Source organism: Jejubacter calystegiae, from assembly GCF_005671395.1.
Classification (GTDB): domain Bacteria; phylum Pseudomonadota; class Gammaproteobacteria; order Enterobacterales; family Enterobacteriaceae; genus Jejubacter; species Jejubacter calystegiae.
Genome location: NZ_CP040428.1, coordinates 4012575 through 4038079, shown reverse-complemented (window position 1 = coordinate 4038079; position 25505 = coordinate 4012575). Strand labels below are relative to the sequence as shown.

Genomic DNA, 25505 nt, shown 5'->3' with positions numbered 1-25505 from the left:
TTAGTGTGAATGTCGGGGTAAGTTGTCGTCATTAACGACCCGCAGATAAAGGGTGGCAGGTTCCAGGCAGCCACCGGTGGAAAGCTGGCCGACCATGCTGCGGTAAATTTCCTGCCACGGCGTTTGGGAAGGCGGAAGCGAAGGCTTCCAGGCCGCCCGGCGACGTTCCATTTCGGCATCGTCAATCAATAGGTCGACCCGGCGCTGGTTAAGGTCCACCCGCAGACGGTCGTTGGTCTCCAACAGCGCCAGCCCGCCACCGACGGCGGCTTCCGGCGACATATTGAGGATCGACGGGCTGGCGGAGGTGCCGCTCTGGCGCCCGTCCCCCAGGCAGGGCAGCGAGGTTACGCCCTGTTTCAGCAGGTTGGTCGGCGGGGCCATATTGACCACCTCGGCGCTGCCGGGGTAGCCGACAGTACCAGCGCCGCGAATCACCAGAATCGATCGGGCGTCGATAGCCAGTTCGGGATCGTTAATCCGGGCGTGATAATCCTCCGGTCCGTCGAACACAATGGCCCGGGCTTCGAAGCAGTTTTCCTCTCCGGGTTCGCTGAGCCATGTCTTACGGAATTCGTCGCCCACCACCGACATCTTCATGATGGCGCTGTCGAAGAAGTTACCGCTCAGGACGATAAATCCGGCCCGGTGTTTGAGCGGATTTTCCCAGTCGTGAATCACATCCGGGTTGTGGTTGCCGGACTCCCGGGCTATCTCGCCGATGGCCTGACCGCTCACGGTCAGGCAGGATTCGTTAATGCGTCCGACTTTCTGCAATTCGTGCAGAACCGCCGGAACCCCTCCGGCCCGGTGAAAGCCTTCTCCCAGGTAACGCCCGGCGGGCATACAGTCCACCAGCAGCGGCACCGCTTCGCCCACCCGCTGCCAGTCATCCAGGCTCAGTTCAATGCCGGCATGACGGGCGATGGCGATCAGGTGCGGCGGACAGTTGCTGGACGCTCCCAGCGCCGATGCCACGGTAATGGCGTTTTCGAACGCCGCTTTGGTCAGAATCTTCGAAGGACGCAGATCGTCCAACACCATCTGGCAGATGCGTTTACCGGTGCGATAAGCCATTTGCCCGCGTTCGCGATAGGGAGCCGGAATACTGGCACAGCCCGGCAACGACATACCCAGCGCTTCGGCCAGCGCGTTCATCGAAAGCGCCGTACCCATGGTGTTGCAGTGGCCGATGGAAGGCGAAGAGGCGGTGGTCAGCTCCATAAAGCCTTCGTAGTCAATCTCACCGGTAGCCAGCAGGTTACGGGCGTGCCAGATAACGGTGCCGGAGCCAATCAGCTCCCCCTTATAGTGACCGTCGAGCATCGGTCCGCCGGAAAGCACAATAGCGGGCAGATCGGTGGTGGCGGCGGCCATCAGGCAGGCGGGAGTGGTCTTATCGCAGCCGGTGGTCAGCACCACACCGTCCAGCGGATAGCCGTGCAGGATCTCCACCAGCCCAAGATAGGCCAGGTTGCGATCCAGCGCCGCAGTAGGGCGACGGCTCTGTTCGGCGATAGGGTGAACCGGGAATTCCATGGGAATGCCACCGGCATCGCGAATACCGGCCTTTACCCGCTCCGCCAGCGCCTGATGGTGGCGGTTACAGGGGGTCAGATCGCTGCCGGTCTGGGCGATGCCGATAATCGGGCGCCCGGACTGTAGCTCTTCGCGGGTCAGTCCATAATTCATATAGCGTTCGACGTAGAGCGCCGTCATATCGGCATGGTCAGGGTCGTCGAACCAGCGCTGGCTGCGCAGTGTGGGTACCGGTTTATCCTTCATGTTTATTCTCTCTTATTAGTATGGCGCCCGGGGCGCGATGGCGGGGCGGCTGGCCGACGGCATCCTGAAGCAGCGTCAGATCGCGGCCACGGGTTTCTACGGAAAGCCAGCTACCGGCAAGCGTAATGCCCCCCAGAACAATAGTGTATGTGGCCAGCACCCAGGGGGCGCCGTCGGCCAGTCCTGTGAGCCAGATCCCGAGTAGCGGCGCGAGTCCCCCAGAAAGCAGGGCGCCGACTTCGCGGGAAAGGGCCACGCCGGAGTAGCGATAGCGGTTGCCGAACAGCTCGGTGAAGTGGGCACACTGGGCGCCGAGCATACTGTTAGCGCCGATAGCGAAACCGCCGACAATCGCCAGGGTGATAAGCCAGGGATTGCCGCTGGCGATCATCATCCAGGCCGGGAAGGCCCAGAGCATGCAGAACAGTGCTCCGGCACGATAGACCCGCAGTCGACCCACTCTGTCCGAAAGCGCGCCGAACAGTGGAGTGGTGATAACGCTCGCCACGCTTGCCAGCAGCACGGCATTGGTGCCGATTTGCGCAAAAGCGGCACTTTGTTGGGCCTGGGTGGCGGCATAACCGGTCAGAAAGGCGATGGAAACCGTGGCATAGAGGGTGGAGCTGCCGGTTTCCGCCATGCGCATCAGGATGGTAGCGGCCAGCGGGCGTCGCGCATCGCGCAGCACGGCCCGCATGGGTGCTTTAACCACCTGCTGCTGAGTTTCCAGGGTCTTAAACACCGGGCTCTCTTTCAACCTTAAGCGTACCCAGATGGCGACGGCAATCAGCACCACGCTCAGCAGGAACGGAATACGCCAGCCCCAGCTCAGGATCTGCTGTTCGGTCAGCAGCAACTGCATCACCCGAAAGGTGATAGTCGCCAGCGCCAGCCCGGAAAAGACCCCGATAAACGGCAGCGCCGCATACCAGCCGCGGCGTTTTGGGGGGGCCAGCTCAGCCATCAGGGTGGCAGCGCCAGACTGTTCGGCACCGGCACCAAAGCCCTGAAGCAGCCGCAGGGCAACCAGCAGCACGGCACCCAGTGGCCCGGCGGGCAGCAGGCCGATAAGCGTAGTGGCAACCCCCATCAGCCCGATGGTGATAAGCAATACCAGCTTACGACCCTTGCGATCCCCGAGCGATCCGAAAAACAGTCCGCCGAAAGGCCGCGCCAGAAACCCGGCGCCGTAGGTGGCGAAACTTGCCAGCAGGGCACCGGTGACTCCCAGTGAGGGGAAGAAGATATGGCCGAAGACCAGCGCCGAAGCCAGTCCATAAATCGCGAAATCGTAATACTCCAGCGCACTGCCGACGGCGCCGGTAAAGATCGCCCGCCGCAACTGACGCGGATCGGGCGAAGTGGAATGATTCTGTACACGCATAGCATGCTCCTCCATTGGGATTGCCGTTACAGCGTGAATTCAGGATGGCGGGCATTACAGCAGGCGGCGCCGGCTCAGGTTGTCAAACAGCGCGCGCAGACCGAAGGTCCAGGGCGGTGCTTGATCGCTGGTGGTGACCCGATTGCGCAGGGCGCCCAGCATCGGGGTGCTAATGGTGACGGCATCGCCGGGGCGGTGGGTAAAACCGGCGCCGGGGCGATCCCGGTCCTGGGTGGGGGCGAACAGAGTCCCCAGGAACAGTGCGAAGCCGTCGGGATACTGGTGACTGGCATTCAGGGTCTGGCTGACCAGATCTTCGGGATCGCGACTGATGGCGCTCATGGCGCTCAGGCCGTGCATCTGGAAGCCTTCATCGCCCTCAACCCTGAGCTCTACCTCGCAGTTGCGCAAATGGTCCAGGGTAAAGCTTTCGTCGAACAGGCGAATAAAGGGGCCGATAGCGCAGGAGGCGTTGTTGTCCTTGGCCTTGCTTAGCAGCAGGGCGCTGCGACCTTCGAAATCGCGCAGGTTGACGTCGTTGCCGAGGGTCGCGCCCTGAATCTGGCCGCGGCTGTTGACCAGCAACACCACTTCAGGCTCCGGATTATTCCAGCTTGAGTGGGGATGAATACCGATGGAAGCACCGCTGCCGACGCTTGCCAGCACTGGCGCCTTGGTAAAGATTTCGGCGTCAGGGCCAATGCCGACTTCCAGGTACTGGGACCACAGCCCGCGTTCGATCAGTAACTGCTTCAGGGCGGCGGCCCGTTCGGATCCGGGTTTTACCGCCCGTAGATCCGGACCGGTCAGATCGTAAATGCGGGCTCGCAGGCCGCTGGCCAGTTCGCCGTCACCGGCGGCCTGTTCTTCGATCACCCGCTCCAGCATGCTGTCGACGAAGGTGACGCCGGCGGCCTTAATCACCTGGAGATCGACAGGGGAAAGCAGATAAGGGCGTTCGGGGTCCGGCGTGTCGCCGCTGTTGTCCAGTAGCTCACAAAGTGAGCCGATACGGCGTCCCTTTGTCTGGCGTATCACATCCCCGGGGCTTTCCAGTTCCAGAAGTCCGGCGACGGTGGCAGCCTGTTGCGAAATATCGAAGACGTCGTCGCCGCGAATCACCACCGGTGAAGGACCGGGGCAGGCGCCGGGAACCCAGGCGCGGCCAATCAGGCAGCCGCGGGTTCCGTCTTCGGGCAGGGTGTTTGCAGGGTTCAGAGCGATGGTCATGGGAGTTTCTCCTCATTGTTGTTATCGCCACGTTATGCGGCGCGGGGAATAAACTCCAATGGCATTCATTCAGTTATCGATAACCAGGCGTTATCGGTCTTTAAAGGGCGCGCTATGTCTGAAATCTCGTTTACCAGCTTTTGTCACTGGCTGAAGTTCCGCCATCTGTTGCTGATCGATACTCTTGGGCGCACCGGGAATATGCATCTGGCGGCAGAGCAGATGAGCCTGAGCCAGCCCGCCCTCAGTAAAATGCTCAGGGAGATCGAAAATCAGTTCGGCTTTCCTCTGTTCGAACGCCTGCCGCGTAGCATGCCCCCCACGGCGCTGGGCAGTGAGGTGGTGCGTTACGCGCAGATTGCGCTTAACGATGCCCGGGGATTTGTGGCGCGTATCGACAGCCTGCGGGCTGGCGGCCACGGCCATCTGCGGGTGGGGGGAATCTTTGCCGCCACGGCGGTGGCGCTGCCCCAGGCTATCGTCAGAATTAAAAAACGCTGGCCGTTGCTGTCGCTGGAGGTGGTGGAACAGACCAGCGACCATCTGATGGAAATGTTAAAGGCCCGAACTCTGGATCTGGCTATCGGTCGCTTTACCGAACCCCAGCAACTACAGCTGTTCGACTTCCGCCCGATGGGGCCGGAGCCGTTCTGCCTGGTGGTGAATTGTCGCCATCCGCTGGCCGGGCAGACTCAGCGCTACAGTCTGGGGGAACTGCTGGCATGGCCGTGGATCCTCTACCCCCAGGGAACGCCAATCCGTCGCCAGATGGAAGAGGCCTTTGCCGCAGCCGGGGTCGCCACGCCACACAATACCGTTGAAACTATCTCGATGCAGACTTTCCTGCAGGTGCTGCAGGGCGGACCGATGATCGGCATGCTGCCGGAAGCTATGGCCGCCGCCCACCTGCACGGGGGGCTGTTGAGCGTGCTGAATACCGATCTACGGCTGGCGCCTCAGGAATATGGCGTACTGACAAGGCGCGGCGAATCGCTCACCGGGATCGCCCGGGAGTTTATGGCGCTGTTGCTGGAGCCAGAGAAAGAGGCGGAAGGCGCGCTGGCGGAAAAGTAAAACCCCGCCGGAAAGCGGGGTTGGAGGGAGTTACTCGCTGGCTTTACTCTGCTGCTTACCGGCCAGCATCGCCAGGAAGTCGTAGTGGCGTTGCAGATCGCTGGCGGCCTCTTGCCAGAGCTGTTCCGCCACTTCCGGCTGGCTGACGTTCAGGCGCCGGAAGCGCTGCTCGTTAAGCAGTGTTTCGGCCAGCGCGTCTGACGGCGGGCGGGAATCCAGCGAGAGCGGCAGTTTTCCCTGGTCGGCGCGGCGTGGATCAAAGCGATAGAGCGGCCAGAAGCCGGTGGCGGTCAACTGGCGCATCTGATCGTGGCTCAGGGCCAGATCGTAGCCGTGCTCCACGCAGGGGCTGTAGGCGATGACCAGCGACGGGCCATCGTAGGCTTCGGCCTCCTGTAGCGCTTTCACGGCCTGGTTAAGCTGGGCGCCCAGCGCTATCTGCGCAACGTAGACGTGACCGTACATCATCACATTCACCCCCAGATCCTTACGCGCCTTGCGCTTGCCCTGTTCGGCAAATTTCATTACCGCACCCAACGGGGTCGCCTTAGAAGCCTGACCGCCGGTGTTGGCGTAGCACTGGGTATCCAGTACCAGCACGTTGACGTTTTCGCTCAGACTCAGCACGTGATCCAGGCCGCCGTAGCCAATATCATAGGCCCAGCCGTCGCCGCCGATAAGCCAGATGGATTTTGCCACCAGGGCATCGGCATCAGTCGCCAGTTGGCGCGCCAGCGGGGAGTCGATGTCCGCCAGCGCCTGGCGCAGGGCGGCTATCTGCTCGCGGCGCTCGGGAATTTCAGCCTCAGCGTTCAGCTGTTCCACCAGTTGCGCGGGAAGCCGATCCGCCAGTTGGGTCAACAGGCGCCGGACCCGATCCGCATGTTGATTGGCGGTCAGGCGGAAGCCCAGCCCGAACTCGGCGTTATCTTCGAACAGCGAGTTAGCCCAGGCCGGGCCACGGCCGTGTTCATCGGTGGTCCAGGGGGTAGAGGGCAGGTTGCCGCCGTAAATTGACGAACAGCCGGTCGCGTTAGCCACCATCATCCGATCGCCGTAAAGCTGGGTCAGCAGCTTGATGTAGGGCGTCTCACCACAGCCAGAGCAGGCGCCGGAGTATTCAAACAGCGGGGTGATTAACTGGGAGGTGCGGATATCAATACGTTCCAGCTTGCTACGGTCGATTTCCGGCAGACTGAGGAAGAAGTCGTAGTTGGCCTTTTCTTCCTCGACGTGATCCAGACGCGACATCATATTGATGGCTTTGATTTCCGGGTTCTGGCGGTCTTTGGCCGGGCACACTTCCACGCACAGGTTACAGCCGGTGCAGTCTTCCGGCGCCACCTGCAGCACATATTTCTGACCGCGCATATCCCGGGACTTCACATCCAGCGACTGGAGCGAGTCGGGTGCGCTTTCCATTTCCCCGGGCGCTACCACTTTGGCGCGGATAGCGGCATGGGGGCAGGCGGCCACGCAGTGATTACACTGAGTGCAGATATCCGGCTTCCAGATGGGGATCTCGTCGGCAATATTGCGTTTTTCCCAGCGGGTGGTGCCCACCGGCCAGGTGCCGTCCGGCGGCAGGGCGGAAACCGGCAGCGCATCCCCCAGGCCCGCCAGCATGGCGGCGGTAACGGTTTTGACAAAGTCCGGCGCGGCATCGGCCACTACCGGCGGCATATGGTGGCTGTTATCCAGCACTTCACCCAGGGTTACCTGACTCAGGGATTCCCGTGCCAGCGCCAGCGCCTGCCAGTTGCGCTCTACCAGCTCCTGACCTTTGCTGCTGTAGCTCTTCGCGATAGCGCCCTGGAGCTCCTGCAGGGCGCTATCGCCCGGCAGAATGCCGGTCAGGTGGAAGAAGGCCATCTGCATGACGGTATTAATGCGCGCGCCAAGCTGGCATTCGCGGGCGATACGGGTGGCGTTAATGACCCACAGGCGGGCATTCTTCGCGCGCAGTTGCGACTGGACTTCCTGGGGCAGGCGCTCCCACACCTCTTCGGGCTCATAGGGGGTGTTCAGCAGGAACAGACCGCCCGGTTTGAGGTGTTCCACCATGGCGTATTTATCGACGAACTGTAGCTGGTGGCAGCCGATAAAGTCGGCCTGGTCCACCAGGTAAGCCGAACGAATGGGATGTTCGCTGATCCGCAGGTGGGAAACCGTCAGGCCACCGGCCTTTTTGGAATCGTAGACAAAGTAGCCCTGGGCGTACCACGGGGTGGCGTTGCCGATAATCTTGATGTTGTTTTTGGTAGCGGAGACGGTGCCGTCGCTGCCCAGACCGTAGAACAGCGCCGACAGGCGGGCATCAGACGGCAGGTTACTGGCCGTCAGCGGCAGGGAAAGGTGGGTGACATCGTCATAGATGCCCACGGTAAAGCGCGATTTTGGTCGATCGGCTTGCAGTTCGCGGAACACCGCCAGCGCACAGTCGGGGCCGAACTCTTTAGAGGAAAGGCCGTAACGCCCGCCAGTGACCTTCGGCAGGGTTTCGCGCTCGCCGCTACTGTACGCTTCCGCCAGCGCGGTCATGATGTCAAGGTGCAGCGGCTCGGCCAGCGCCCCCGGCTCTTTGGTGCGATCCAGCACCGCCAGACTGCGCACGCACTGGGGCAGGGCCTCCAGCAGGCGTTGGGCAGAGAAGGGACGATACAGGCGCACTTTCAGCACGCCGACCTTTTCGCCGCGCTTAAGCAGTTCGTCCACCACCTCTTCGCAGGTGCCAATGGCCGATCCCATCAGGGCGATAACCCGTTCTGCTTCGGGGTGCCCGTAGTATTCAAACGGGCGATACTGGCGCCCGGTAGCGGCGGCGAAATCGTCCATTGCCCGTTCCACATGTTCGCAGACCGCGTTGTACCAGGGGTTGGTGGCTTCCCGGGACTGGAAGTAAGTATCCGGATTGGCCGAAGTGCCGCGAATTACCGGATGTTCCGGGTTAAGGGCCCGGGCCCGATGTTCGTCAATGGCTGACTGGGGCATCAACTGGCGCAGGGTATCGTCCGAAAGCGGAGCGATTTTATTGATTTCGTGTGACGTGCGGAAACCATCGAAGAAGTGAATAAAAGGAATACGGCTGTTGAGCGTCGCCATCTGGGAGATCAGCGCAAAGTCCTGGGCTTCCTGCACGTTGGCGGCGCACAGCATGGCGCAGCCGGTCTGGCGTACTGCCATGACGTCGGAGTGATCGCCAAAAATCGACAGCGCGTGAGTCGCGACGGTACGCGCCGCTACGTGCAGCACAAAGGGTGTCAGCTGACCGGCGAGCTTATACAGCGTCGGGATCATCAGCAGCAGCCCCTGGGATGAGGTAAAGGTGGTGGACAGAGCGCCGGTTTGCAGCGCGCCATGCACCGTGGCGATAGCCCCGGCTTCGGACTGCATCTCGACCACCTGCGGACGATCTCCCCAGACGTTGTTCACGCCGTCCACTGACCAGGCTCCCGCGTGTTCGGCCATGGTGGAACTGGGGGTAATCGGGTAAATCGCGATCACTTCGCTGGTTCGATAGGCCACGGAAGCAACGGCACCATTCCCGTCAGTTGTAATCATAAGCTACCTTCACATTGCGCAAAAAAGGCGATACGGCCTTGCGGCGTATCCGTAACAGGAAATAACAGTTTTCTGTGTATGGGTATGCTTTTTATCTTAGCAGAGGGCAGAAACGACCATTTTCATTTTTGTGTCCCCGGGTCCCGCCTGTACTGCGGGCTGGCCATATTGTGACAATGTCACGTGATAAAAAATGAACGGGATCATAAAAACAGTCAAAAATCTGTTTCAGAACGTGAAATATCAGGGGTTGCCGCTCGACGGCTGCCGCCTGGCTGGCCTATGATTTAACGGTTTTTGTGTCGAAAATTCTTAATTCAGGGGAGATCGCAGATGCGCGCAGGATTTTGGTTGGCAGCCAGCGTTTTATTTTTGACCGCATGCAGTAGCGAGCCGCAGCAGCAGGGGACTGCCGCACACGTTACGCCAGGCATGAAAGCGGCGATGTCCGCGCAGGGTGAAGCGCATTGCGCCATGATTGGCGGTTCGCTTTCCGTCGCACGCCAGCTTGATGGCTCTGCGAAGGGAATGTGTGCGTTGCCGAACGGTAAGCGCTGCAGTGAAGGGGCGCTGGCGTCCGGCAACTGCGGAAGTTACTAAGTTCAGTTAACCCACTCGGCGCGTTTATAGACCAGAGTATGCTGTGGGTTCTTCAGCGTCAGCTTGTCGTTCGCCACGCTGATGTGAGCGCCTGCGGCCAGCATCTGGCCGAACAGATTATCGAGCGCGTTAAGCTGCGGATCGGCGCACATCATCCGGGTTGACGCCAGTTGGGCGGTCAGCACGCCGTTGTTCAGCTCGCCCTGACCGGTGAAGCGGTTGCACATGGCGCCGGAAATATGCATTTTCTCGCCGAAGTCGATCTCCGGCTGGCGTCCGCTTTTGTCTGACAGCGTCAGCGGTTTCCCATCCACGCTTTCCAGCACGAAACGGTGGTGCTGAAGCTGTTCTGCGCTGGCACCCGCCGCGTTGTTATCGCCCTGTGCGCATCCAACCAGCGCGCTACATGCCACCAGAAGCGTGGCTAATGACTTCTTCATCTCTTCTCCCTGATTGTCGTTAACGCTGCCGGAAGTGTGGCAGCGAGGTATGACGCCGTCTTTGCGGCATAGTCTGAAAAGCGCGCGACCGTGACCGCGCACGGAACATTAGCCATTACAGCTCGTTGGCGCAGGCTTCCCCTTTGGTTAGCTGATCCAGGTTTTTCAGGGTGGTCTCTGAAATACCGATCAGCGCTTCCGCGGTCAGGAAAGCCTGATGACCGGTGAACAGCACGTTATGGCAGGCGGAAAGGCGACGAAACACATCATCCTGGATAACGTCGTTGGACTTATCCTCAAAGAACAGATCGCGTTCGTTTTCATAGACGTCCATCCCCAGCGAGCCGATTTTCTGGGTTTTCAGCGCTTCGATGGCCGCCTGGGAATCGATGAGTCCGCCGCGGCTGGTATTGATAATCATCACACCGTCTTTCATCTGTGCGAAGGCGTCGGCATTCAGCAGATGGTAGTTTTCCGGGGTCATGGGACAATGCAGGCTGATAACGTCGGACTGGGCCAGCAGGGTGGGCAGATCCACATACTCGGCTCCCAGATCCAGCGCATCCGGATTCGGGTAAGGATCGAACGCCAGCAGGCGCATGCCAAAACCTTTCAAAATACGCAGGGTCGCGGTGCCTATCTTACCGGTGCCGATAATGCCCGCCGTTTTGCCGTGCATGGTAAAACCGGTGAGCCCTTCCAGCGAGAAGTTGGCGTCGCGGGTACGCAGCCAGGCGCGGTGGATGCGGCGGTTCAGGCACATCATCATCCCCACGGCGTGTTCCGCGACCGCTTCCGGCGAGTAAGCGGGAACCCGTACCACCCGTAGCCCCAGCGCTTTGGCGGCGTCGAGATCGACGTTATTGAACCCGGCGCAGCGCAGGGCGATGTATTTCACTCCCTGACTTTTTAACTCTTCCAGCACCGGGCGGCTACCGTCATCGTTAACAAACAGACAGACGGCTTCACAGCCGTGGGCCGTTTTGGCCGTTTTCTCAGTCAGGAGAAAGTCAAAAAATTCGAGTTCAAAACCATATTCCTGGTTAACATGCTGCAAATATTTTTTGTCATACTGTTTTGTACTGTATACCGCCAGTTTCATAATACTTTCTCCATCAGGTATGGTGCCAGATTATCACCGTTAATATTGTCTGACAATTTTAAAAGAATGCACTACATATCCTGTACATACTCATTAGTTTAGGCCATTGACGCCCCCGGAAGGTACCCAACTTCACCTGGTCGACTAAATGTGTCAGAATAACGTACTGTTTCGGCCTGAAATCTTGCTTAATCAGGACATTAACGGCCCATGAAGGGTAAATACAAAGCACTCATCGCGCTACTGTTGTTATTGATTTTGCTGCCGCTGACGCTGATGTTAACGGTGGCGCACTGGTTGCCGACTCTGGCGGACATCTGGCTGCCGCAGGGTACGCGCATTGCCATGACTTCGGGGCCGCGCATTAAGCAGGGGGCGCTGATCCTGCCGGATTTGCGCTATCTGGCTGGCGAATGTGAACTGGCGAATATTAAGTCGGCGGCGCTGCGTCATCCCGGACGCTGGAGCCTGAAGATTGGCGAGCTGACGCTGAATCCAGACTGTTTTAGCAAAATCCCCACTGACGATACTCCCTCTGAGACGACGCGTACCCTGGCCGAGTGGCAGCAGATGTTGCCCAACTCCAGCGTGGACATTGAGCGCCTGACGCTGACCTCCGTGCCGCAGTATAGCGGCGCGTTAAAGCTGGCGATGACGCCCCGCAGCCAGCAGGTCAGCTTCAGTGGCGATCTGCTTACCCTGAAAGCCGTGCTTAATGGTCGCGACCTTACCGTTAAGCAGTTTGAAGTGCGGCCTTTTTCCGGTATGGAGCCCGCCAGGCTGGTGGGCGAGGTGAAACTGGCCCTGATGCCGGATGGCCTGCCAACTCACGGTCACGTGAAGGCGAGCATGACGCTGCCGCAGGAGCCGCGCCATGCCACCGCCGAACTGAACTGGGAAAGCAACCGTGGTCAGTTGCTTATCGGTAGCGAAGCGTTGGTGGAGCCACTGCTGGATCTGCCGTGGGAACTGAGCCGCGATCGCCTGAAAATCAGCGACGGACGCTGGCTCTGGCCCTGGGCCGGTTTTCCGCTCAGCGGCCGCCTGGCGTTACAGGTGGTCGACTGGCGGAAGGGACTGGAACAGGCGCAAATCACCGCCCGGGTTAGCGTGCTGACCGAAGGGGATGCCGGTAAGGGCAATGCGGTACTGACCCTGGGGCCGGGGCGGTTAAGCATGACCGAAAGCGATATGCCGCTGCGCCTGACCGGCGAAGCCAAACAGGATCAAATGATCTTCTACGCTATGCTGCCCGGCAAACTGAGCGGCCCGCTGTTAGATCCCGCCCTCCATTTTCAGCCCGGCGCGCTGCTGCGCTCGCGAGGCCGGATAATCGATTCGCTGAATATTGATGAAGTGCGCTGGCCGCTGGCCGGTGTACGGCTGACCCGCAACGGCGTGGATGGGCGGCTCCAGGCCATTCTGCGCGCTCACGAAAATGAGATGGGCAACTTCACCCTACACCTGGACGGCCAGGCCAGCGATTTTCTGCCGGACAAAGGGCTGTGGGTGTGGCGCTACTGGGGTGACGGCCAGTTCACCCCGATGAACGCCCGCTGGGACGTGAAAGGGGAAGGCCAGTGGCGCGACAGTGAGATTCGCCTGGCGGCGTTGTCTACCGGATTCGACCAGTTGCAGTACGGCAGTATGACGGTGCATCAGCCGCGCATGACTCTGGTGAAGCCGGTGGTCTGGCAGCGCAATCCGCAGCATCCTGATTTCAGCGGCGCGCTGGCCCTGCATGCGGGGAGCACGCAGTTCAGCAGCGGCAGCGTGCTGCCGCCGGCGGTACTCAACTTTGAAGTCAAAGGCAAAGAGCCCACCACGTTCCTGTATCGCGGCGATTTAACGGCGGAAGACATTGGTCCGGTTCGGGTGCACGGCCGCTGGGACGGCGAGCGCCTGCGCGGCGAAGCCTGGTGGCCGCGTCAGCCGCTGTCGGTCTTTCAGCCGCTGCTTCCTCCGGACTGGAAACTGGCCCTTAAGTCCGGTGAACTATACGCCCAGGTGGCTTTTTCTGCCGCGGCGGGACAGGGTTTTGAAGCGGGCGGTCACGGCGTGCTGAAGGGCGGTAGCGCCTGGCTGCCGGACAGCAAAATTAACGGCGTCGATTTTGTGCTGCCATTCCGCTACAGCGACGCCACCTGGCACCTGGGTACCCGCGGCCCGGTGCGGCTGCGCATTGAAGAGATAGAAAGCCAGGCGGTGGCCCGCAAGCTGAGCGCCGATCTCCAGGGCTGGTATCCCTGGAGCGAAACCCATCCTTTGTTGCTGAGCGACGTCAGCGTGGAGCTGCTGGGCGGTAGTCTGTTGATGAAACAGCTACGCATGCCGCAGCGCGACCCGGCACTGCTGCGGCTGCACAATATCTCTTCCAGCGAACTGGTCAGCGCCGTGAATCCCAAGCAGTTCGCGCTTTCCGGCCGAATTGAAGGGGCGCTGCCCATCTGGTTTAACCATCCGCAATGGATTGTGAAAGACGGCTGGGTAACGGCCCGCGGTCCGCTGACGCTGCGGCTTGATAAAGATATGGCCGATGCCCTTGCGAACGATAACGTGACGGCGGGCTCAGCCATTAACTGGCTGCGCTATATGGAAATTTCCCGCTCCTGGACCAAAATCAATCTCGATAATCTTGGCGTGCTGACCATGGCTTCGGAGCTGGAGGGCACTGGCCGGGTAAACGGCAAAAGCGGCACTGTGAAGCTGAACTATACCCATCAGGAAAACCTTTTTACGCTGTGGCGCAGCCTGCGCTTTGGCGACAACCTGCAATCCTGGCTGGAGCAGAATATGTCCCTGCCTGATGCGCGCTGCGCCGGGCAAAACTGTAAGGAGCAACAATGAACACATGGGGAGTCGCCCTGCTGGCGCTGACGGTCGTCGGGCTCAGCGGCTGCACGCCGCGTATTGAGGTGGCGGCGCCATCTGAGCCCATCACCATCAATATGAACGTGAAGATCGAACATGAAATTCACGTCAAGGTGGATAAAGACGTGGAAACGCTGCTGAAGAGCCGCAGCGATCTCTTTTAACGGAGCCGACGAAGATGAAACGACTTATCAGCGGACTGGTTCTGTTGCTGGCGAGTGTGAGCGTCAGCGCCCTGACGCTGGATGAAGCGCGCAGCCAGGGGCGGGTGGGCGAAACCCTGGGGGGCTATCTGGCGACCATCAGTGCGGATCCGGAAAGCCAGGTCCTGGTGGACCGTATCAATAAAGAGCGCCAGCAGAGCTACCGCGCGCTGGCAAAAAGCCATAACGTCCCGATTGAAGAAGTGGCGCGGCTGGCCGGGCAGAAGCTGGTCACTCGCGCAGCAGTCGGCGAGTACGTGCGCGGTATTAACGGGCGCTGGATGAAGAAGTAGTCAGAGATGGCGGCGCCGGTATTCGCCGGGCGTTACGCCAAATTCTTCCAGAGTGCCGTGAAAGATTTGCCGTTTGTGCCAGGTTGGGGAAAAGGGCGGGCAAATCTATGCCCGCCTCATCAATCATGCAGGAAAATCGCCGTTGCGGCGTGCCACCAGGGTGAGGATACTCCACAGCGCCACCGGTTGCTGATGCTGGTTGACGACTTCGACGGCCCATTCCACCACGCCGACCGGACGATCTTCCGGGGTTTTCTGGGCTTTGGCGGTCTTCTGTTTGCAGGTCAGCCGCGCCTGAATGGTATCGCCAATCTTCACTGGTTCGATAAAGCGCAGATTATTCAGGCCATAGTTGGCGATAACCGGCCCGACGCCGGGGTCGACAAACAGCCCGGCACCGGCGGAAACCACAAAGTAGCCGTGGGCTACCCGCTCGCCAAACAGTGATTCGGCGGCGCCGATCTTATCCATATGGGCGTAGAAGTGGTCACCGCTCAGACAGGCGAAGTTGACGATATCGGCTTCGGTTACGGTGCGGCGGGCGGTGAGCAGGCTGTCGCCAGGGTGCAGATCTTCGAATTCTTTACGGAACGGATGCACCGGGGACTCATTGACCCGGGCGCCCGCCACCCACTGGCGACCGATGGCGGCCAGCATCGAGGGGCTTCCCTGAATGGCGGTACGCTGCAGGTAGTGCTTCACGGCGCGCAGGCCGCCCAGCTCTTCGCCGCCGCCGGCCCGTCCGGGGCCGCCATGCACCAGCTGCGGCAGCGGCGAGCCGTGGCCGGTGGAGCCGGGGGCCGATTCGCCATTCAGAATCTGCAGTCGACCATGGGCGCGCGCCGCCCCCAGCACAAACCGGCGGGCCAGGGCTTCATCATTGGTGACCAGTGTACCTGCCAGGCTGCCGCATCCGGCCCGGGCCAGCGCCATGGCGTGGTCATCGTCCCGGTAGGGCATCAGGGTGGCGACCGGTCCGAAGGCTTCGCGCTGGTGTACCGCCGTGATTTCATCCGGCTGCGGGCAAACCAGCAGGGTCGGTGGGAAGAAGGCGCCAGGGCTACGGGTATCGGGCGTGCCCCCCAGCGCCAGCTGGCAGCCTGCTTCTACCAGCGCGTTGACCTGCGCTGCCACATCGTCACGCTGTTCGCTACTGACCAGCGCGCCCATTTTGACTCCTTCCTCAGCGGGATCGCCCCAGCGAACTTTGCTAAGTCGGGCGATAAGCGCTTCACGTACCGCCTCAAGCTGCGTTTCCGGCACCATAATGCGGCGAATCGCGGTACATTTCTGTCCGGCTTTGGCGGTCATTTCGCGTACTACTTCGCGAATAAACAGCGCAAATTCCGGCTGTTGTGCAGTGACGTCACTGCCCAGTACGCAGCAGTTCAGGGAATCCGCCTCCATGGTGAAGGGGATCGATCGCGCCACCAGATTGGGGTGGCAGCGCAGCTTCTGACCGGTGGCCGCAGAGCCAGTGAAGGTCACCACATCCTGCTCTTCCAGATAGTCCAGCAGGTCCCCCGCGCCGCCGCAGATCAGGCTGATGGCGCCGTCCGGTACCAGATCGCTGTCGACAATGGCGCGGACCATCGCCTGGGTGAGCTGGGCGCTGGCGGTGCCGGGCTTCACGATGGCGGGCATACCGGCAAGCCAGGTGGGAGCCAGTTTTTCCAGCATTCCCCAGCACGGGAAGTTAAAGGCGTTAATGTGTACCGCCACGCCGTCGCGGCGGGTCAACACGTGACGGGCCGCGAACTCCCCCTGTTTTGACAGCGGAATAAGCTCATCTTCGGGCCACAGCTGGTCGTCCGGCAGTTCGCGGCTGCCCAGGCCTGCATAAGCAAACAGCGTGCCGATGCCCCCTTCAATATCCACCCATCCGTCGGCGCGGGTGGCGCCGGTCTGGGCTGAAATCTCGTAGAAACTCTCTTTATGGGCCAGCAGGTGTTTGGCCAGTGCCTTCAGCATGGCGGCGCGCTGAACAAAGGTCATCGCCCCCAGGGCGCTACCGCCGCGTTCAATGGCGTAGCGCCTGGCAGCGGCCATATCCAGCCCATCGCTGGAAACCTGCCACAGCGCTTCGCCGCTAATCGCATGGCGGATGGTACGCCCCTCACTGTTACCGCACTGCCAGACGCCCGAAAGATAACTGGCTAACTGCTGCATAGTTTGCTCCCCATTAAATGTTACGTAAAAACACAATAATAGTTGTTTTGTGAATCATAAAAATCAAGCTGCCATTTAATGTTTTATTAACAATGTGATTTGCCGCCGCTTCGTTCATCTAAGCAACTTAATGATAAATAGGATTTTTATGATATTTATCGTGATTGCGCTCACAGAATGCCAATACATTCTTTGCTCATATGCTTAACTTATTTGTAACTTTTCCATTATGAAGTGATTCATTTTGAATTTATTTTTATTAAAACTGGAATCATAAAGGGGTGGTGCCGTGACGAACCAACAACAACGCCGTTTTGAGGCCGATATCGCCGGGGAACGCGCCATTGAACCTCAGGACTGGATGCCGGATGACTACCGTAAAACGCTTATTCGCCAGATCGGTCAGCATGCCCATTCCGAAGTGGTGGGCATGCTGCCAGAGGGTAACTGGCTGACCCGGGCGCCCAGCCTGCGCCGTAAGGCTATCCTGCTGGCGAAGGTGCAGGATGAAGCCGGTCACGGTCTTTACCTTTACAGCGCGGCAGAAACCCTGGGCTGCGCCCGGGAAGATCTCTATCGCAAGATGCTGGAAGGGCGGATGAAGTATTCGTCCATCTTCAATTACCCGACCCTGAACTGGGCCGATATTCCGGTTATCGGCTGGCTGGTGGATGGCGCGGCCATTGTTAACCAGGTGGCGCTGTGTCGAACCTCCTACGGTCCTTACGCCAGGGCGATGGTGAAAATCTGTAAGGAAGAGAGCTTTCACCAGCGTCAGGGGTTTGAGGCCTGCGTGGCGCTGGCTAACGGCAGCGATGAACAGCGCCGGATGTTGCAGGACGCCATTAATCGCTTCTGGTGGCCGTCGCTGATGATGTTCGGCCCTGACGATGCCAGGTCGCCCAACAGCGCCCGCAGTCTGGCCTGGAAAATTAAACGCCATACCAACGATGAACTGCGTCAGCGCTTTGTGGATAACACCGTTCCGCAGGTTGAAGCGCTGGGAATGACGGTGCCGGACCCGGACCTTGCCTGGGACGCGGCCAGCGGCCACTACCGCTTTGGTGAAATCAACTGGACGGAACTGAATGAGGTCATTGCCGGACGCGGTATCTGTAATCACGAACGGCTGGCGGCGAAGCGCCGGGCCTGGGACAAGGGAGCCTGGGTGCGCGAAGCGGCGCTGGCCTGGGCCGAAAAACAGCAGCGTACCGACGCCGCCTGAGGAGAACCATGATGAGCAAAGAGTACTGGCCGCTATATGAGGTCTTTGTCCGTAACCGCCAGGGGTTGTCGCACCGTCACGTTGGCAGTCTGCATGCCGCCGACGATCAAATGGCGCTGGAAAACGCGCGCGATGCCTATACCCGGCGCAGTGAAGGCTGCTCTATCTGGGTGGTGCGGGCCAGCCAGATCGTGGCTTCCCAGCCGGAAGAGCGCGGCGAGTTTTTCGACCCGGCGGACACCAAAATCTACCGCCATCCAACCTTCTACACCATTCCCGATGGCATTGAACATATGTGAGGTGGCCCGTGCAACACAGTGACACAATCGCCAGCTACAGCCTGCGGCTGGGCGACAGCAGCCTGATTCTGGCCCAGCGCCTGTGCGAATGGTGCGGCCATGCTCCGGAGCTGGAAATCGACCTGGCGCTGGCCAATATCGGTCTGGATCTGCTGGGTCAGGGGCGCCATTTGCTGAGCTATGCGGCGCAGCGGCTGGGAGAGGGCGATGAAGATACGCTCGCCTTTGGCCGTGACGAACGTCAGTACAGCAATCTGCTGCTGGTGGAACAACCTAACGGTGATTTCAGCGACACCCTGGTGCGTCAGTATCTGATGGATGCCTGGCATGTCGCGCTTTACGAGCGGCTGATCCACAGCCGTGATGAAACGCTGTCGGCCATTGCCGCCCGTGCCATTAAAGAGGTGCGTTATCACCTGCGCTTTAGCCGCGGCTGGCTGATTCGCCTGGGCAACGGCACTGAACTTTCCCACACCAAAATGCAGCAGGCGCTGGATGAACTGTGGCGCTTTAGCGGCGAACTGTTCCAGGCGGATCAGCTTGAAATCGCGCTGGCGGAGCAGGGCATTGCGGTGGACTCCCGTACCCTGCAGACCCCCTGGCGCCAGGAGGTGGAACAGGGGCTGCGGGAAGCCGGATTGCGTGAGCCGGACGAAGCGGGATACCGCACCGGCGGTCGTGCCGGGCTGCATAGCGAACATCTGGGGCCGCTGCTGGCAGAGATGCAGTATCTGCAACGCAGCTATCCCGGCCTGAGCTGGTAAGGAGGGGCGATGAACCTGACCCTGACGCCGCCGCAAACCCGCGAGGTCTGGGCGCTGCTTTCCACCATCAGCGATCCGGAGATCCCGGTACTGACCATCACCGATCTCGGCATGGTACGCAGCGTGAAGCACGACGGGCGCGGCTGGCGTATCGGCTTTACGCCCACCTATTCCGGCTGTCCGGCCACCGAAACGCTGATGGCGGAGATCCGCACGGTTCTGGAAAGTCGGGGCTACGGCCCGGTAGAGGTGACCGTACAGTTACACCCGGCCTGGACCACCGACTGGATGAGTCCCGATGCCCGGCGGCGGTTACGGGAATATGGCATCAGCCCGCCGGTGGGGCATAGCTGCCACGCCCTGATGCCGGAGCGGGTCCGTTGCCCGCGCTGCGCAAGCGTTCAGACCCAGCTTATCAGCGAATTTGGCTCCACGGCCTGCAAGGCGCTGTGGCGCTGCGAAAGCTGCCGGGAACCCTTCGACTATTTCAAATGTATCTGAGGTGGCCATGACGACCTTTCATGCCCTGACAGTGGCGAATATCGAGCCGGAAACGGCGGAAGCGGTGGAGATCACCTTCGCGGTGCCCGAGGCGCTGGCGCGGGATTACGCCTGGCGTCCCGGCCAGCATCTGACGCTGAAAGCCCGGATTAATGGCGAAGAGTTGCGGCGCTGTTACTCCATTTGCCGGGCGCCGCGAGCCGGTGAAATTAGCGTGGCGGTAAAAAGCATTGAGGGTGGGCGTTTTTCCGGCTACGCCCTGCGAGAGTTGCAACCGGGCGCCAGTCTGGAGGTGATGGTGCCCCAGGGCAACTTCGGCTACCGGCCAGACCCTGCGGTGCGCGGCGACTATCTGGCGATTGCCGCAGGCTCAGGCATTACGCCGATGCTGGCGATTATCGAAGCGACGCTGGCGACCGAGCCGGAAAGCCGCTTTACCCTGATTTATGGCAACCGCTCCACCGACAGCATGATGTTCCGCCAGGCGCTGGCGGACCTGAAGGACCGCTGGCCCCAGCGCCTGCAACTGCTATGGATCTTCAGTCAGGAGAGCACCGAAAGCGCGCTGTTTCATGGCCGCATCGACGGTCAGAAGCTCCATGCGCTGGGCGAACAGCTACTGGATTTTTCGCGTTTTGATCGTGCCTTTATTTGCGGCCCCCAGGCGATGATGGAGCAGGCCAGCGCAGCGCTGGTGGAACTGGGCATGGCGCCGGACACTATTAATATCGAACATTTTAATACGCCGGGAACTGGCGGCCCGCGGCGAACGGCCGGCGCGGCGCAAGGCACCCGGGTTACCGTGCGTCAGGATGGCCACCAGCGCCAGATTGTGCTGGCCGCAGAAGATGAAAGCATTCTGGATGCCGCTCTGCGTCAGGGGGCCGACCTGCCTTATGCCTGTAAAGGCGGCGTCTGCGCTACCTGTAAATGCCGGGTGTTGCAGGGCGAAGTGGAGATGGCGGTTAACTACAGTCTGGAGCCGGATCAACTGGCGGCAGGCTACATCCTGAGCTGCCAGGCGTTGCCGAAAGGCGATGGCCTGGTGGTGGACTTCGACGTTTAAGGGGGCGAGGTGACGCAACTGATTAGCGAGCGTCAGGGGCGGGTGTTGACCCTGACCCTGAATCGTCCGCAGGCGCGTAACGCGCTGGACAATGCCCAACTGGAAAGGCTGGCGACGGCGCTGGAACAGGCCAGCGGCGATGAAAGCATCGGCGCGGTGGTAATTACCGGCGCCGGACGCGGCTTTGCCGCCGGGGCCGATCTTAAAGAGATGGCCAGTCGGGATATGGTCGCCACCCTGCAGGATCCGCGCCCCGGGCTGTGGGCGCGCATCGACGGTTTTCCCAAACCGCTGCTGACGGCGGTTAACGGCTATGCCCTGGGCGCCGGTTTCGAACTGGCGCTGCTGAGCGACATGGTGGTTGCCGGTGAAAACGCTCGCTTTGGTTTACCGGAAATCACGTTGGGCATTATGCCGGGGGCGGGCGGCATCCAGCGCCTGCTGCGCGCCGTAGGCAAGGGGCTGGCCAGCCGCATGGTGCTGAGCGGCGAACCCATCGACGCCCGGGAAGCCTGGCGGGTGGGGCTGGTGGCCCGGCTATGCCCGCCGGATCTGACCCTGGAGTATGCGCAGCAGTTGGCGCAGCGTATCGCCGAACGGGCGCCGCTGGCGCTGCAGGCGGCAAAACAGGCGCTGCGTCAGGGCCAGGAAGTGGGGCTCAGCCAGGGGCTCAGCATTGAGCGTCAGTTATTTACGCTGCTGGCCGCCACCGACGATCGTCAGGAGGGCATTCGCGCCTTTCTGGAAAAACGAACTCCGAAATTTACAGGACGCTGACCGTGGATGAGCTGATTACCCGTGATGTGCAGCAGGGCGTGATGACCCTGACCTTTAATCGCCCCGAGCGACTGAACAGTTTTAATGATGCGATGCACCTTCAGTTAGCCGAACAGCTAACTCAGGCGGAACGTGACGCGGAAATTCGCTGTCTGGTGCTGACCGGTGCCGGTCGCGCGTTTTGCGCCGGGCAGGATCTTAACGATCGCAATGTGGATCCCGATGCCGGCCCCCCGGACCTGGGGCTGTCGGTGGAGCGTTTCTACAATCCGCTGGTGCGCCGTCTGGCGCGCCTGGAAAAGCCGGTTATCGCCGCGGTGAACGGCGTGGCGGCGGGAGCCGGGGCCACCCTGGCGCTGGGTTGCGATATCGTCATTGCTGCCCGTTCCGCCAGCTTTGTGATGGGCTTCAGCAAGCTGGGGCTGGTGCCGGATAGCGGCGGCACCTGGTTTCTGCCGCGCCTTGCCGGGCGGGCGCGGGCCATGGGGCTGGCCATGCTGGGCGATAAGCTAAGCGCTGAACAGGCGGAAAGCTGGGGCATGATCTGGGAAGTGGTGGACGATGCCGCGCTGAGCGACCGGGTTCAGACAATCTCCCGCCATCTGGCGACGCAGCCCACCCTGGGGCTGGGGTTGATCAAAAGGGCGCTGCTGGCTGCCGAACAGCAGGGACTTGACGCTCAGCTCGACCTGGAGCGTGACTACCAGCGGCTGGCCGGGCGCAGCGCCGACTACCGTGAAGGTGTGGCCGCGTTTCTGGCCCGTCGTCCGCCGCAGTTTACCGGGAGGTAAGATGAACATCAGTGAACAGGCCGTTATCGGCGTGGTGGGCAGCGGCGCCATGGGGGCGGGCATCGCCCAGGTGGCGGCCAGCCATGGTCATCCGGTACGCCTCTACGATATTTCGCCACAGGCGACCCGTCAGGGCATTGCCCGTATCGATAGCGCGCTGGCTAAGCGGGTGGCGAAAGGGAAAATGGCAGAGACGGAACGCCAGGGAATTCTGGCGCGTATCCAGGGGGTGGGCGAACTCAGCCAACTGGCGGAGTGCCGGGTGGTGATTGAGGCGGCGCTGGAGCAGTTGGAAGTCAAACAGCAATTGCTGGCGGAACTGGCGAACCTCTGCGATCCCGGAACCCTGCTGACCACCAATACCTCATCCATTTCGATTACCGCTATCGCCAGCGCCGTACCGGATCCTGGCAGGGTGGCGGGATTCCACTTTTTTAATCCGGCGCCGGTCATGAAGCTGGTCGAGGTGGTCAGCGGGCTGGAAACCAGCGAACAGACGGCCTCTGCGTTGTGCGAACTGGCGCAGCGCTGGGGCAAAACGGCGGTACGCTGCCAGGCCATGCCGGGGTTTATCGTCAACCGGGTGGCGCGACCGTTCTACGCCGAGGCCTGGCGGGCGCTGGAACAGCAGGTGGCGCCGCCAGAGGTGCTGGACGCCGCGCTGCGTGAGTCCGGCGGCTTTCCCATGGGGCCGCTGGAGCTAACCGATCTGATAGGCCAGGACGTGAACTTCGCCGTCACCTGCTCGGTATTTAATGGTTTCTGGCAGGATCGCCGCTTTCTGCCGTCGCTGCATCAGCAGGAGCTGGTGTTGGGGCGGCGGCTGGGGCAAAAGAGCGGTCAGGGGGTTTATGGCTGGCCGCGAAACCCGTCGGCGCTGCCGTTTGTTGCGCCCGAGCCTGCAGCGGCCTCTGCACGGCAGATCCGGCGTAGCCGGGAAGGCTGGTTTGCCGGGCTGGAGGCGCTGGTCGCACCGATCGCCATTAGTGACAATGTCACAAATAAGGCGGTTATCGAACTGGACGATGATGTCGTGTTGATGTTGTCCCGGGGCGACAGCGCGGGCGCTGAAGCACAGCGGCTGGGGCGGGCGGTGGTACTGCTCGATCTGGCCGCCGACTATCAGCGTTCGCCGTTACTGGTGGCCGCCGCCGCGCCGCAAAACACCCCGAACCAGACCGCGAAGGCCCTGCATCTGCTGCAACAGTGGGATAAACAGGTGCTGCTGATTAACGATTACCCCGGCATGCTGGTGTGGCGCACGGTCGCCATGCTGGTGAATGAAGGGCTGGATGCCCTGCAAAAGGGGGTAGCCAGCGAACAGGATATCGATACCGCTCTGCGACTGGGGGTGAACTACCCCATGGGGCCGCTGGCCTGGGGGGCGGTACTCGGCTGGCGCCGGGTACTGGACATTCTGGAACGGTTGCAGCGCCACTACGGTGAAGAGCGTTATCGACCCTGTTCACTGCTGCGCGAACGCAGTCTGATGGAGCAACCTTATGCACAGTGATCCCTGGCAACAGGCTCGTGAGATGTACGCCCGCGACAACTGCGCCCGGGCGCTGGGCATCGAAATCGTGGAAATGGACGATGGCTATGCGACGTTAACGATGACCGTAACTGAGACGATGCTTAACGGTCACGGCACCTGCCACGGCGGACAGCTGTTTGCGCTGGCGGATACCGCCTTCGCCTACGCCTGCAACAGTCAGGGGGTGGCGGCGGTGGCGGCCGGGTGCAGCATCGATTTTCTGCGCCCGGCGCAGGCCGGAGATGTGCTCACCGCCACGGCCCGGGCACGCCATCAGGGACGACGGACCGGCGTTTATGATATTGAGATAATAAACCAACAGGCAAAAGCGGTGGCGCTGTTTCGCGGTCGCGCCCACCGACTGAACGCCGAAACATAAATAATAAATACACAAAATTATTCGCGGCGGGATCGCGGCGGCAACTGCGGCAGTCCCCGGGAGCATAGTCGTACTATGTGACCGGGGCGACGAAGGCAGCCAACAAAGAGCCAGCCCGAAGAATGAAGTGTATTCACCTGTGAGTACCCTACAATGACAACAGATCCCATTGAAACCGCGTCGCTGGACGAGCTACAGGCGTTGCAGACCCGGCGCATGAAGTGGACGCTGGAGCACGCTTATCGCAATGTCCCTATGTATCGTCGTAAGTTTGACGCCGTTGGAGTGCACCCCGACGACTTTAAACAGCTGAGCGATATCCGGCTGTTTCCCTGCACCACCAAGCAGGACCTGCGCGACAACTATCCGTTCGACACTTTTGCGGTGCCGATGGAGCAGATAGTGCGGATCCACGCCTCCTCCGGCACGACGGGTAAACCCACGGTGGTGGGCTATACCCAAAAGGATATCGATAACTGGGCCGATATCGTGGCGCGATCGCTGCGCGCCGCTGGCGGTACGCCGCACGACAAGGTGCATGTCTCCTACGGCTACGGGCTGTTTACCGGCGGTCTGGGAGCCCACTACGGCGCTGAACGACTGGGGGCGACGGTGATCCCGATGTCCGGCGGGCAGACCGAAAAACAGGCCCAGCTGATTCGCGACTTCCGGCCGGATATCCTGATGGTGACCCCTTCCTGGTGTCTGAACCTGATTGAGGAGCTGGAGCGCCAGATGGGCGGCGACGCCAGCGGTTGTTCGCTGCGGGTGGGGGTATTCGGCGCCGAGCCCTGGACTCAGGGCATGCGGGCGGAGATCGAACGGCGGTTGGGCATTACCGCGCTCGATATCTACGGACTTTCAGAGGTGATGGGGCCGGGGGTGGCGATGGAGTGCATCGACTCGCGGGACGGGCCGACTATCTGGGAAGACCACTTTTATCCGGAGATTGTCGATCCCGCCAGCGGGGTGCCGCGGGCCGACGGCGAGCAGGGGGAACTGCTGTTCACCACCCTGACCAAAGAGGCGCTGCCGGTGATTCGCTACCGCACCCGGGATCTGACCCGCCTGCTGCCGGGAAGTACGCGCACCATGCGCCGTATGGATCGCATCACCGGGCGCTCTGACGATATGCTGATTATTCGCGGCGTTAATGTCTTCCCTTCACAGCTGGAAGAGGAGATTTTCAAAATCGAACACCTGGCGCCTCATTATCAACTGGAGATGCACCGCCATGGTCATCTGGATTCGCTGGCGATTAAGGTGGAGCTGCGCGAAAGCAGCCTGACGCTGAACCAGGAGCAGCGCTGCCAGATCTGTAATCACCTGCGGCGGCGGATTAAATCGATGGTTGGCATCAGTACCGATATTGCTATCGTTAACTGCGGCTCGCTGCCGCGTTCGGAAGGGAAAGCGTTGCGGGTCGCGGATTTGCGCCCGGCGGCGAATCAGTAAAT

Annotated in this window: 22 protein-coding genes; 15 read left to right on the top strand and 7 right to left on the bottom strand. The window is 60.9% G+C overall.

Going from position 1 to position 25505, the window contains the following annotated elements; translation table 11 throughout:
* Genes FEM41_RS18650 through FEM41_RS18640 form a run of 3 tightly spaced genes read right to left on the bottom strand, consistent with a single transcriptional unit; the run spans position 1 to position 4399 of the window.
* Positions 1-1785, bottom strand: a complete 1785-nt coding sequence (locus FEM41_RS18650; protein ID WP_206665534.1) for an IlvD/Edd family dehydratase — start codon at positions 1783-1785, stop codon at positions 1-3.
* Positions 1775-3169 (bottom strand): MFS transporter, encoded by a 1395-nt coding sequence (locus FEM41_RS18645; RefSeq protein ID WP_138097683.1) that lies wholly within the window; start codon positions 3167-3169, stop codon positions 1775-1777. The genes FEM41_RS18650 and FEM41_RS18645 overlap by 11 nt, the downstream gene beginning before the upstream one ends.
* A 54-nt stretch (positions 3170-3223) precedes the next feature.
* Positions 3224-4399: a fumarylacetoacetate hydrolase family protein gene (locus FEM41_RS18640; RefSeq protein WP_138097682.1), complete on the bottom strand. Its 1176-nt coding sequence runs from the start codon at positions 4397-4399 to the stop codon at positions 3224-3226.
* A gap of 114 nt (positions 4400-4513) precedes the next feature.
* On the opposite strand from FEM41_RS18640, the gene FEM41_RS18635 reads away from it, so the two are divergent.
* A complete protein-coding gene (locus FEM41_RS18635; protein ID WP_138097681.1) occupies positions 4514-5473 on the top strand; it encodes a LysR family transcriptional regulator in 960 nt (319 codons plus the stop codon).
* 30 nt (positions 5474-5503) lie between these two features.
* Here FEM41_RS18635 and nifJ read toward each other — a convergent pair whose 3' ends face one another.
* Entirely contained in the window at positions 5504-9034 is a 3531-nt protein-coding gene (gene nifJ, locus FEM41_RS18630; RefSeq protein ID WP_138097680.1) for a pyruvate:ferredoxin (flavodoxin) oxidoreductase, read from the bottom strand.
* Positions 9035-9367: 333 nt separating this feature from the next.
* On the opposite strand from nifJ, the gene FEM41_RS18625 reads away from it, so the two are divergent.
* Positions 9368-9634 carry a putative hemolysin gene (locus tag FEM41_RS18625; RefSeq protein WP_138097679.1) on the top strand — a complete coding sequence of 89 codons (267 nt, stop codon included), beginning with the start codon at positions 9368-9370 and terminating at the stop codon, positions 9632-9634.
* 2 nt (positions 9635-9636) lie between these two features.
* Here the strand turns inward: FEM41_RS18625 and hslJ are convergent, their stop codons facing one another.
* A complete protein-coding gene (gene hslJ / locus FEM41_RS18620) occupies positions 9637-10074 on the bottom strand; it encodes a heat shock protein HslJ (RefSeq protein ID WP_138097678.1) in 438 nt (145 codons plus the stop codon).
* Between the two features lie 115 nt (positions 10075-10189).
* Positions 10190-11176, bottom strand: a complete 987-nt coding sequence (locus FEM41_RS18615) for a 2-hydroxyacid dehydrogenase (RefSeq protein ID WP_138097677.1) — start codon at positions 11174-11176, stop codon at positions 10190-10192.
* A 210-nt stretch (positions 11177-11386) separates the two neighbouring features.
* Between FEM41_RS18615 and FEM41_RS18610 the strand changes: the two genes are divergently transcribed.
* Genes FEM41_RS18610 through FEM41_RS18600 form a run of 3 tightly spaced genes read left to right on the top strand, consistent with a single transcriptional unit; the run spans position 11387 to position 14543 of the window.
* A complete protein-coding gene (locus FEM41_RS18610; RefSeq protein WP_138097676.1) occupies positions 11387-14023 on the top strand; it encodes a YdbH family protein in 2637 nt (878 codons plus the stop codon).
* Positions 14020-14211 carry a YnbE family lipoprotein gene (locus FEM41_RS18605; protein ID WP_138097675.1) on the top strand — a complete coding sequence of 64 codons (192 nt, stop codon included), beginning with the start codon at positions 14020-14022 and terminating at the stop codon, positions 14209-14211. Before FEM41_RS18610 ends, FEM41_RS18605 begins: the two co-directional genes overlap by 4 nt.
* A 14-nt stretch (positions 14212-14225) precedes the next feature.
* A complete protein-coding gene (locus FEM41_RS18600) occupies positions 14226-14543 on the top strand; it encodes a YdbL family probable chaperone protein (protein ID WP_138097674.1) in 318 nt (105 codons plus the stop codon).
* Between the two features lie 123 nt (positions 14544-14666).
* Here the strand turns inward: FEM41_RS18600 and paaZ are convergent, their stop codons facing one another.
* Positions 14667-16712 (bottom strand): phenylacetic acid degradation bifunctional protein PaaZ, encoded by a 2046-nt coding sequence (gene paaZ / locus FEM41_RS18595; protein WP_138097673.1) that lies wholly within the window; start codon positions 16710-16712, stop codon positions 14667-14669.
* 289 nt (positions 16713-17001) lie between these two features.
* Between paaZ and paaA the strand changes: the two genes are divergently transcribed.
* From paaA to paaK, 10 genes are all read left to right on the top strand, one after another.
* The gene (paaA, locus tag FEM41_RS18590) at positions 17002-17937 is read left to right on the top strand and encodes a 1,2-phenylacetyl-CoA epoxidase subunit PaaA (protein ID WP_138097672.1); all 936 of its coding nucleotides are present in this window, start codon (positions 17002-17004) and stop codon (positions 17935-17937) included.
* Between the two features lie 11 nt (positions 17938-17948).
* Positions 17949-18236 (top strand): 1,2-phenylacetyl-CoA epoxidase subunit PaaB, encoded by a 288-nt coding sequence (gene paaB, locus FEM41_RS18585; protein ID WP_138099255.1) that lies wholly within the window; start codon positions 17949-17951, stop codon positions 18234-18236.
* Between the two features lie 8 nt (positions 18237-18244).
* On the top strand, positions 18245-19000 hold the full coding sequence (gene paaC, locus FEM41_RS18580) for a 1,2-phenylacetyl-CoA epoxidase subunit PaaC (protein WP_138097671.1): 756 nt from the start codon (positions 18245-18247) through the stop codon (positions 18998-19000).
* Between the two features lie 9 nt (positions 19001-19009).
* Entirely contained in the window at positions 19010-19501 is a 492-nt protein-coding gene (gene paaD, locus FEM41_RS18575) for a 1,2-phenylacetyl-CoA epoxidase subunit PaaD (RefSeq protein ID WP_138097670.1), read from the top strand.
* Between the two features lie 7 nt (positions 19502-19508).
* Positions 19509-20567, top strand: a complete 1059-nt coding sequence (gene paaE, locus FEM41_RS18570) for a 1,2-phenylacetyl-CoA epoxidase subunit PaaE (RefSeq protein ID WP_138097669.1) — start codon at positions 19509-19511, stop codon at positions 20565-20567.
* A gap of 9 nt (positions 20568-20576) precedes the next feature.
* Positions 20577-21344, top strand: coding sequence for a 2,3-dehydroadipyl-CoA hydratase PaaF (paaF, locus tag FEM41_RS18565; protein WP_138097668.1), 768 nt, complete (start codon positions 20577-20579; stop codon positions 21342-21344).
* Between the two features lie 2 nt (positions 21345-21346).
* Positions 21347-22135 carry a 2-(1,2-epoxy-1,2-dihydrophenyl)acetyl-CoA isomerase PaaG gene (paaG, locus tag FEM41_RS18560; RefSeq protein ID WP_138097667.1) on the top strand — a complete coding sequence of 263 codons (789 nt, stop codon included), beginning with the start codon at positions 21347-21349 and terminating at the stop codon, positions 22133-22135.
* Between the two features lies 1 nt (position 22136).
* The gene (locus FEM41_RS18555; RefSeq protein ID WP_138097666.1) at positions 22137-23648 is read left to right on the top strand and encodes a 3-hydroxyacyl-CoA dehydrogenase; all 1512 of its coding nucleotides are present in this window, start codon (positions 22137-22139) and stop codon (positions 23646-23648) included.
* Positions 23638-24048: a hydroxyphenylacetyl-CoA thioesterase PaaI gene (paaI, locus tag FEM41_RS18550; RefSeq protein WP_138097665.1), complete on the top strand. Its 411-nt coding sequence runs from the start codon at positions 23638-23640 to the stop codon at positions 24046-24048. The genes FEM41_RS18555 and paaI overlap by 11 nt, the downstream gene beginning before the upstream one ends.
* A 153-nt stretch (positions 24049-24201) precedes the next feature.
* Positions 24202-25503, top strand: a complete 1302-nt coding sequence (paaK, locus tag FEM41_RS18545; protein WP_138097664.1) for a phenylacetate--CoA ligase PaaK — start codon at positions 24202-24204, stop codon at positions 25501-25503.
* Positions 25504-25505 lie beyond the last annotated feature (2 nt).

Bases quoted from the DNA above. Each gene is read 5' to 3' on its own strand.
- FEM41_RS18650 (WP_206665534.1), bottom strand. From the start codon at position 1,785: ATGAAGGATAAACCGGTACCCACACTGCGCAGCCAGCGCTGGTTCGAC.
- FEM41_RS18625 (WP_138097679.1), top strand. From the start codon at position 9,368: ATGCGCGCAGGATTTTGGTTGGCAGCCAGCGTTTTATTTTTGACCGCA.
- FEM41_RS18645 (WP_138097683.1), bottom strand. From the start codon at position 3,169: ATGCGTGTACAGAATCATTCCACTTCGCCCGATCCGCGTCAGTTGCGG.
- paaI (WP_138097665.1), top strand. From the start codon at position 23,638: ATGCACAGTGATCCCTGGCAACAGGCTCGTGAGATGTACGCCCGCGAC.
- nifJ (WP_138097680.1), bottom strand. From the start codon at position 9,034: ATGATTACAACTGACGGGAATGGTGCCGTTGCTTCCGTGGCCTATCGA.
- FEM41_RS18605 (WP_138097675.1), top strand. From the start codon at position 14,020: ATGAACACATGGGGAGTCGCCCTGCTGGCGCTGACGGTCGTCGGGCTC.
- FEM41_RS18640 (WP_138097682.1), bottom strand. From the start codon at position 4,399: ATGACCATCGCTCTGAACCCTGCAAACACCCTGCCCGAAGACGGAACC.
- hslJ (WP_138097678.1), bottom strand. From the start codon at position 10,074: ATGAAGAAGTCATTAGCCACGCTTCTGGTGGCATGTAGCGCGCTGGTT.
- paaE (WP_138097669.1), top strand. From the start codon at position 19,509: ATGACGACCTTTCATGCCCTGACAGTGGCGAATATCGAGCCGGAAACG.
- FEM41_RS18610 (WP_138097676.1), top strand. From the start codon at position 11,387: ATGAAGGGTAAATACAAAGCACTCATCGCGCTACTGTTGTTATTGATT.
- FEM41_RS18635 (WP_138097681.1), top strand. From the start codon at position 4,514: ATGTCTGAAATCTCGTTTACCAGCTTTTGTCACTGGCTGAAGTTCCGC.
- paaB (WP_138099255.1), top strand. From the start codon at position 17,949: ATGAGCAAAGAGTACTGGCCGCTATATGAGGTCTTTGTCCGTAACCGC.
- FEM41_RS18600 (WP_138097674.1), top strand. From the start codon at position 14,226: ATGAAACGACTTATCAGCGGACTGGTTCTGTTGCTGGCGAGTGTGAGC.
- paaK (WP_138097664.1), top strand. From the start codon at position 24,202: ATGACAACAGATCCCATTGAAACCGCGTCGCTGGACGAGCTACAGGCG.
- paaZ (WP_138097673.1), bottom strand. From the start codon at position 16,712: ATGCAGCAGTTAGCCAGTTATCTTTCGGGCGTCTGGCAGTGCGGTAAC.
- FEM41_RS18615 (WP_138097677.1), bottom strand. From the start codon at position 11,176: ATGAAACTGGCGGTATACAGTACAAAACAGTATGACAAAAAATATTTG.
- paaD (WP_138097670.1), top strand. From the start codon at position 19,010: ATGAACCTGACCCTGACGCCGCCGCAAACCCGCGAGGTCTGGGCGCTG.
- FEM41_RS18555 (WP_138097666.1), top strand. From the start codon at position 22,137: ATGAACATCAGTGAACAGGCCGTTATCGGCGTGGTGGGCAGCGGCGCC.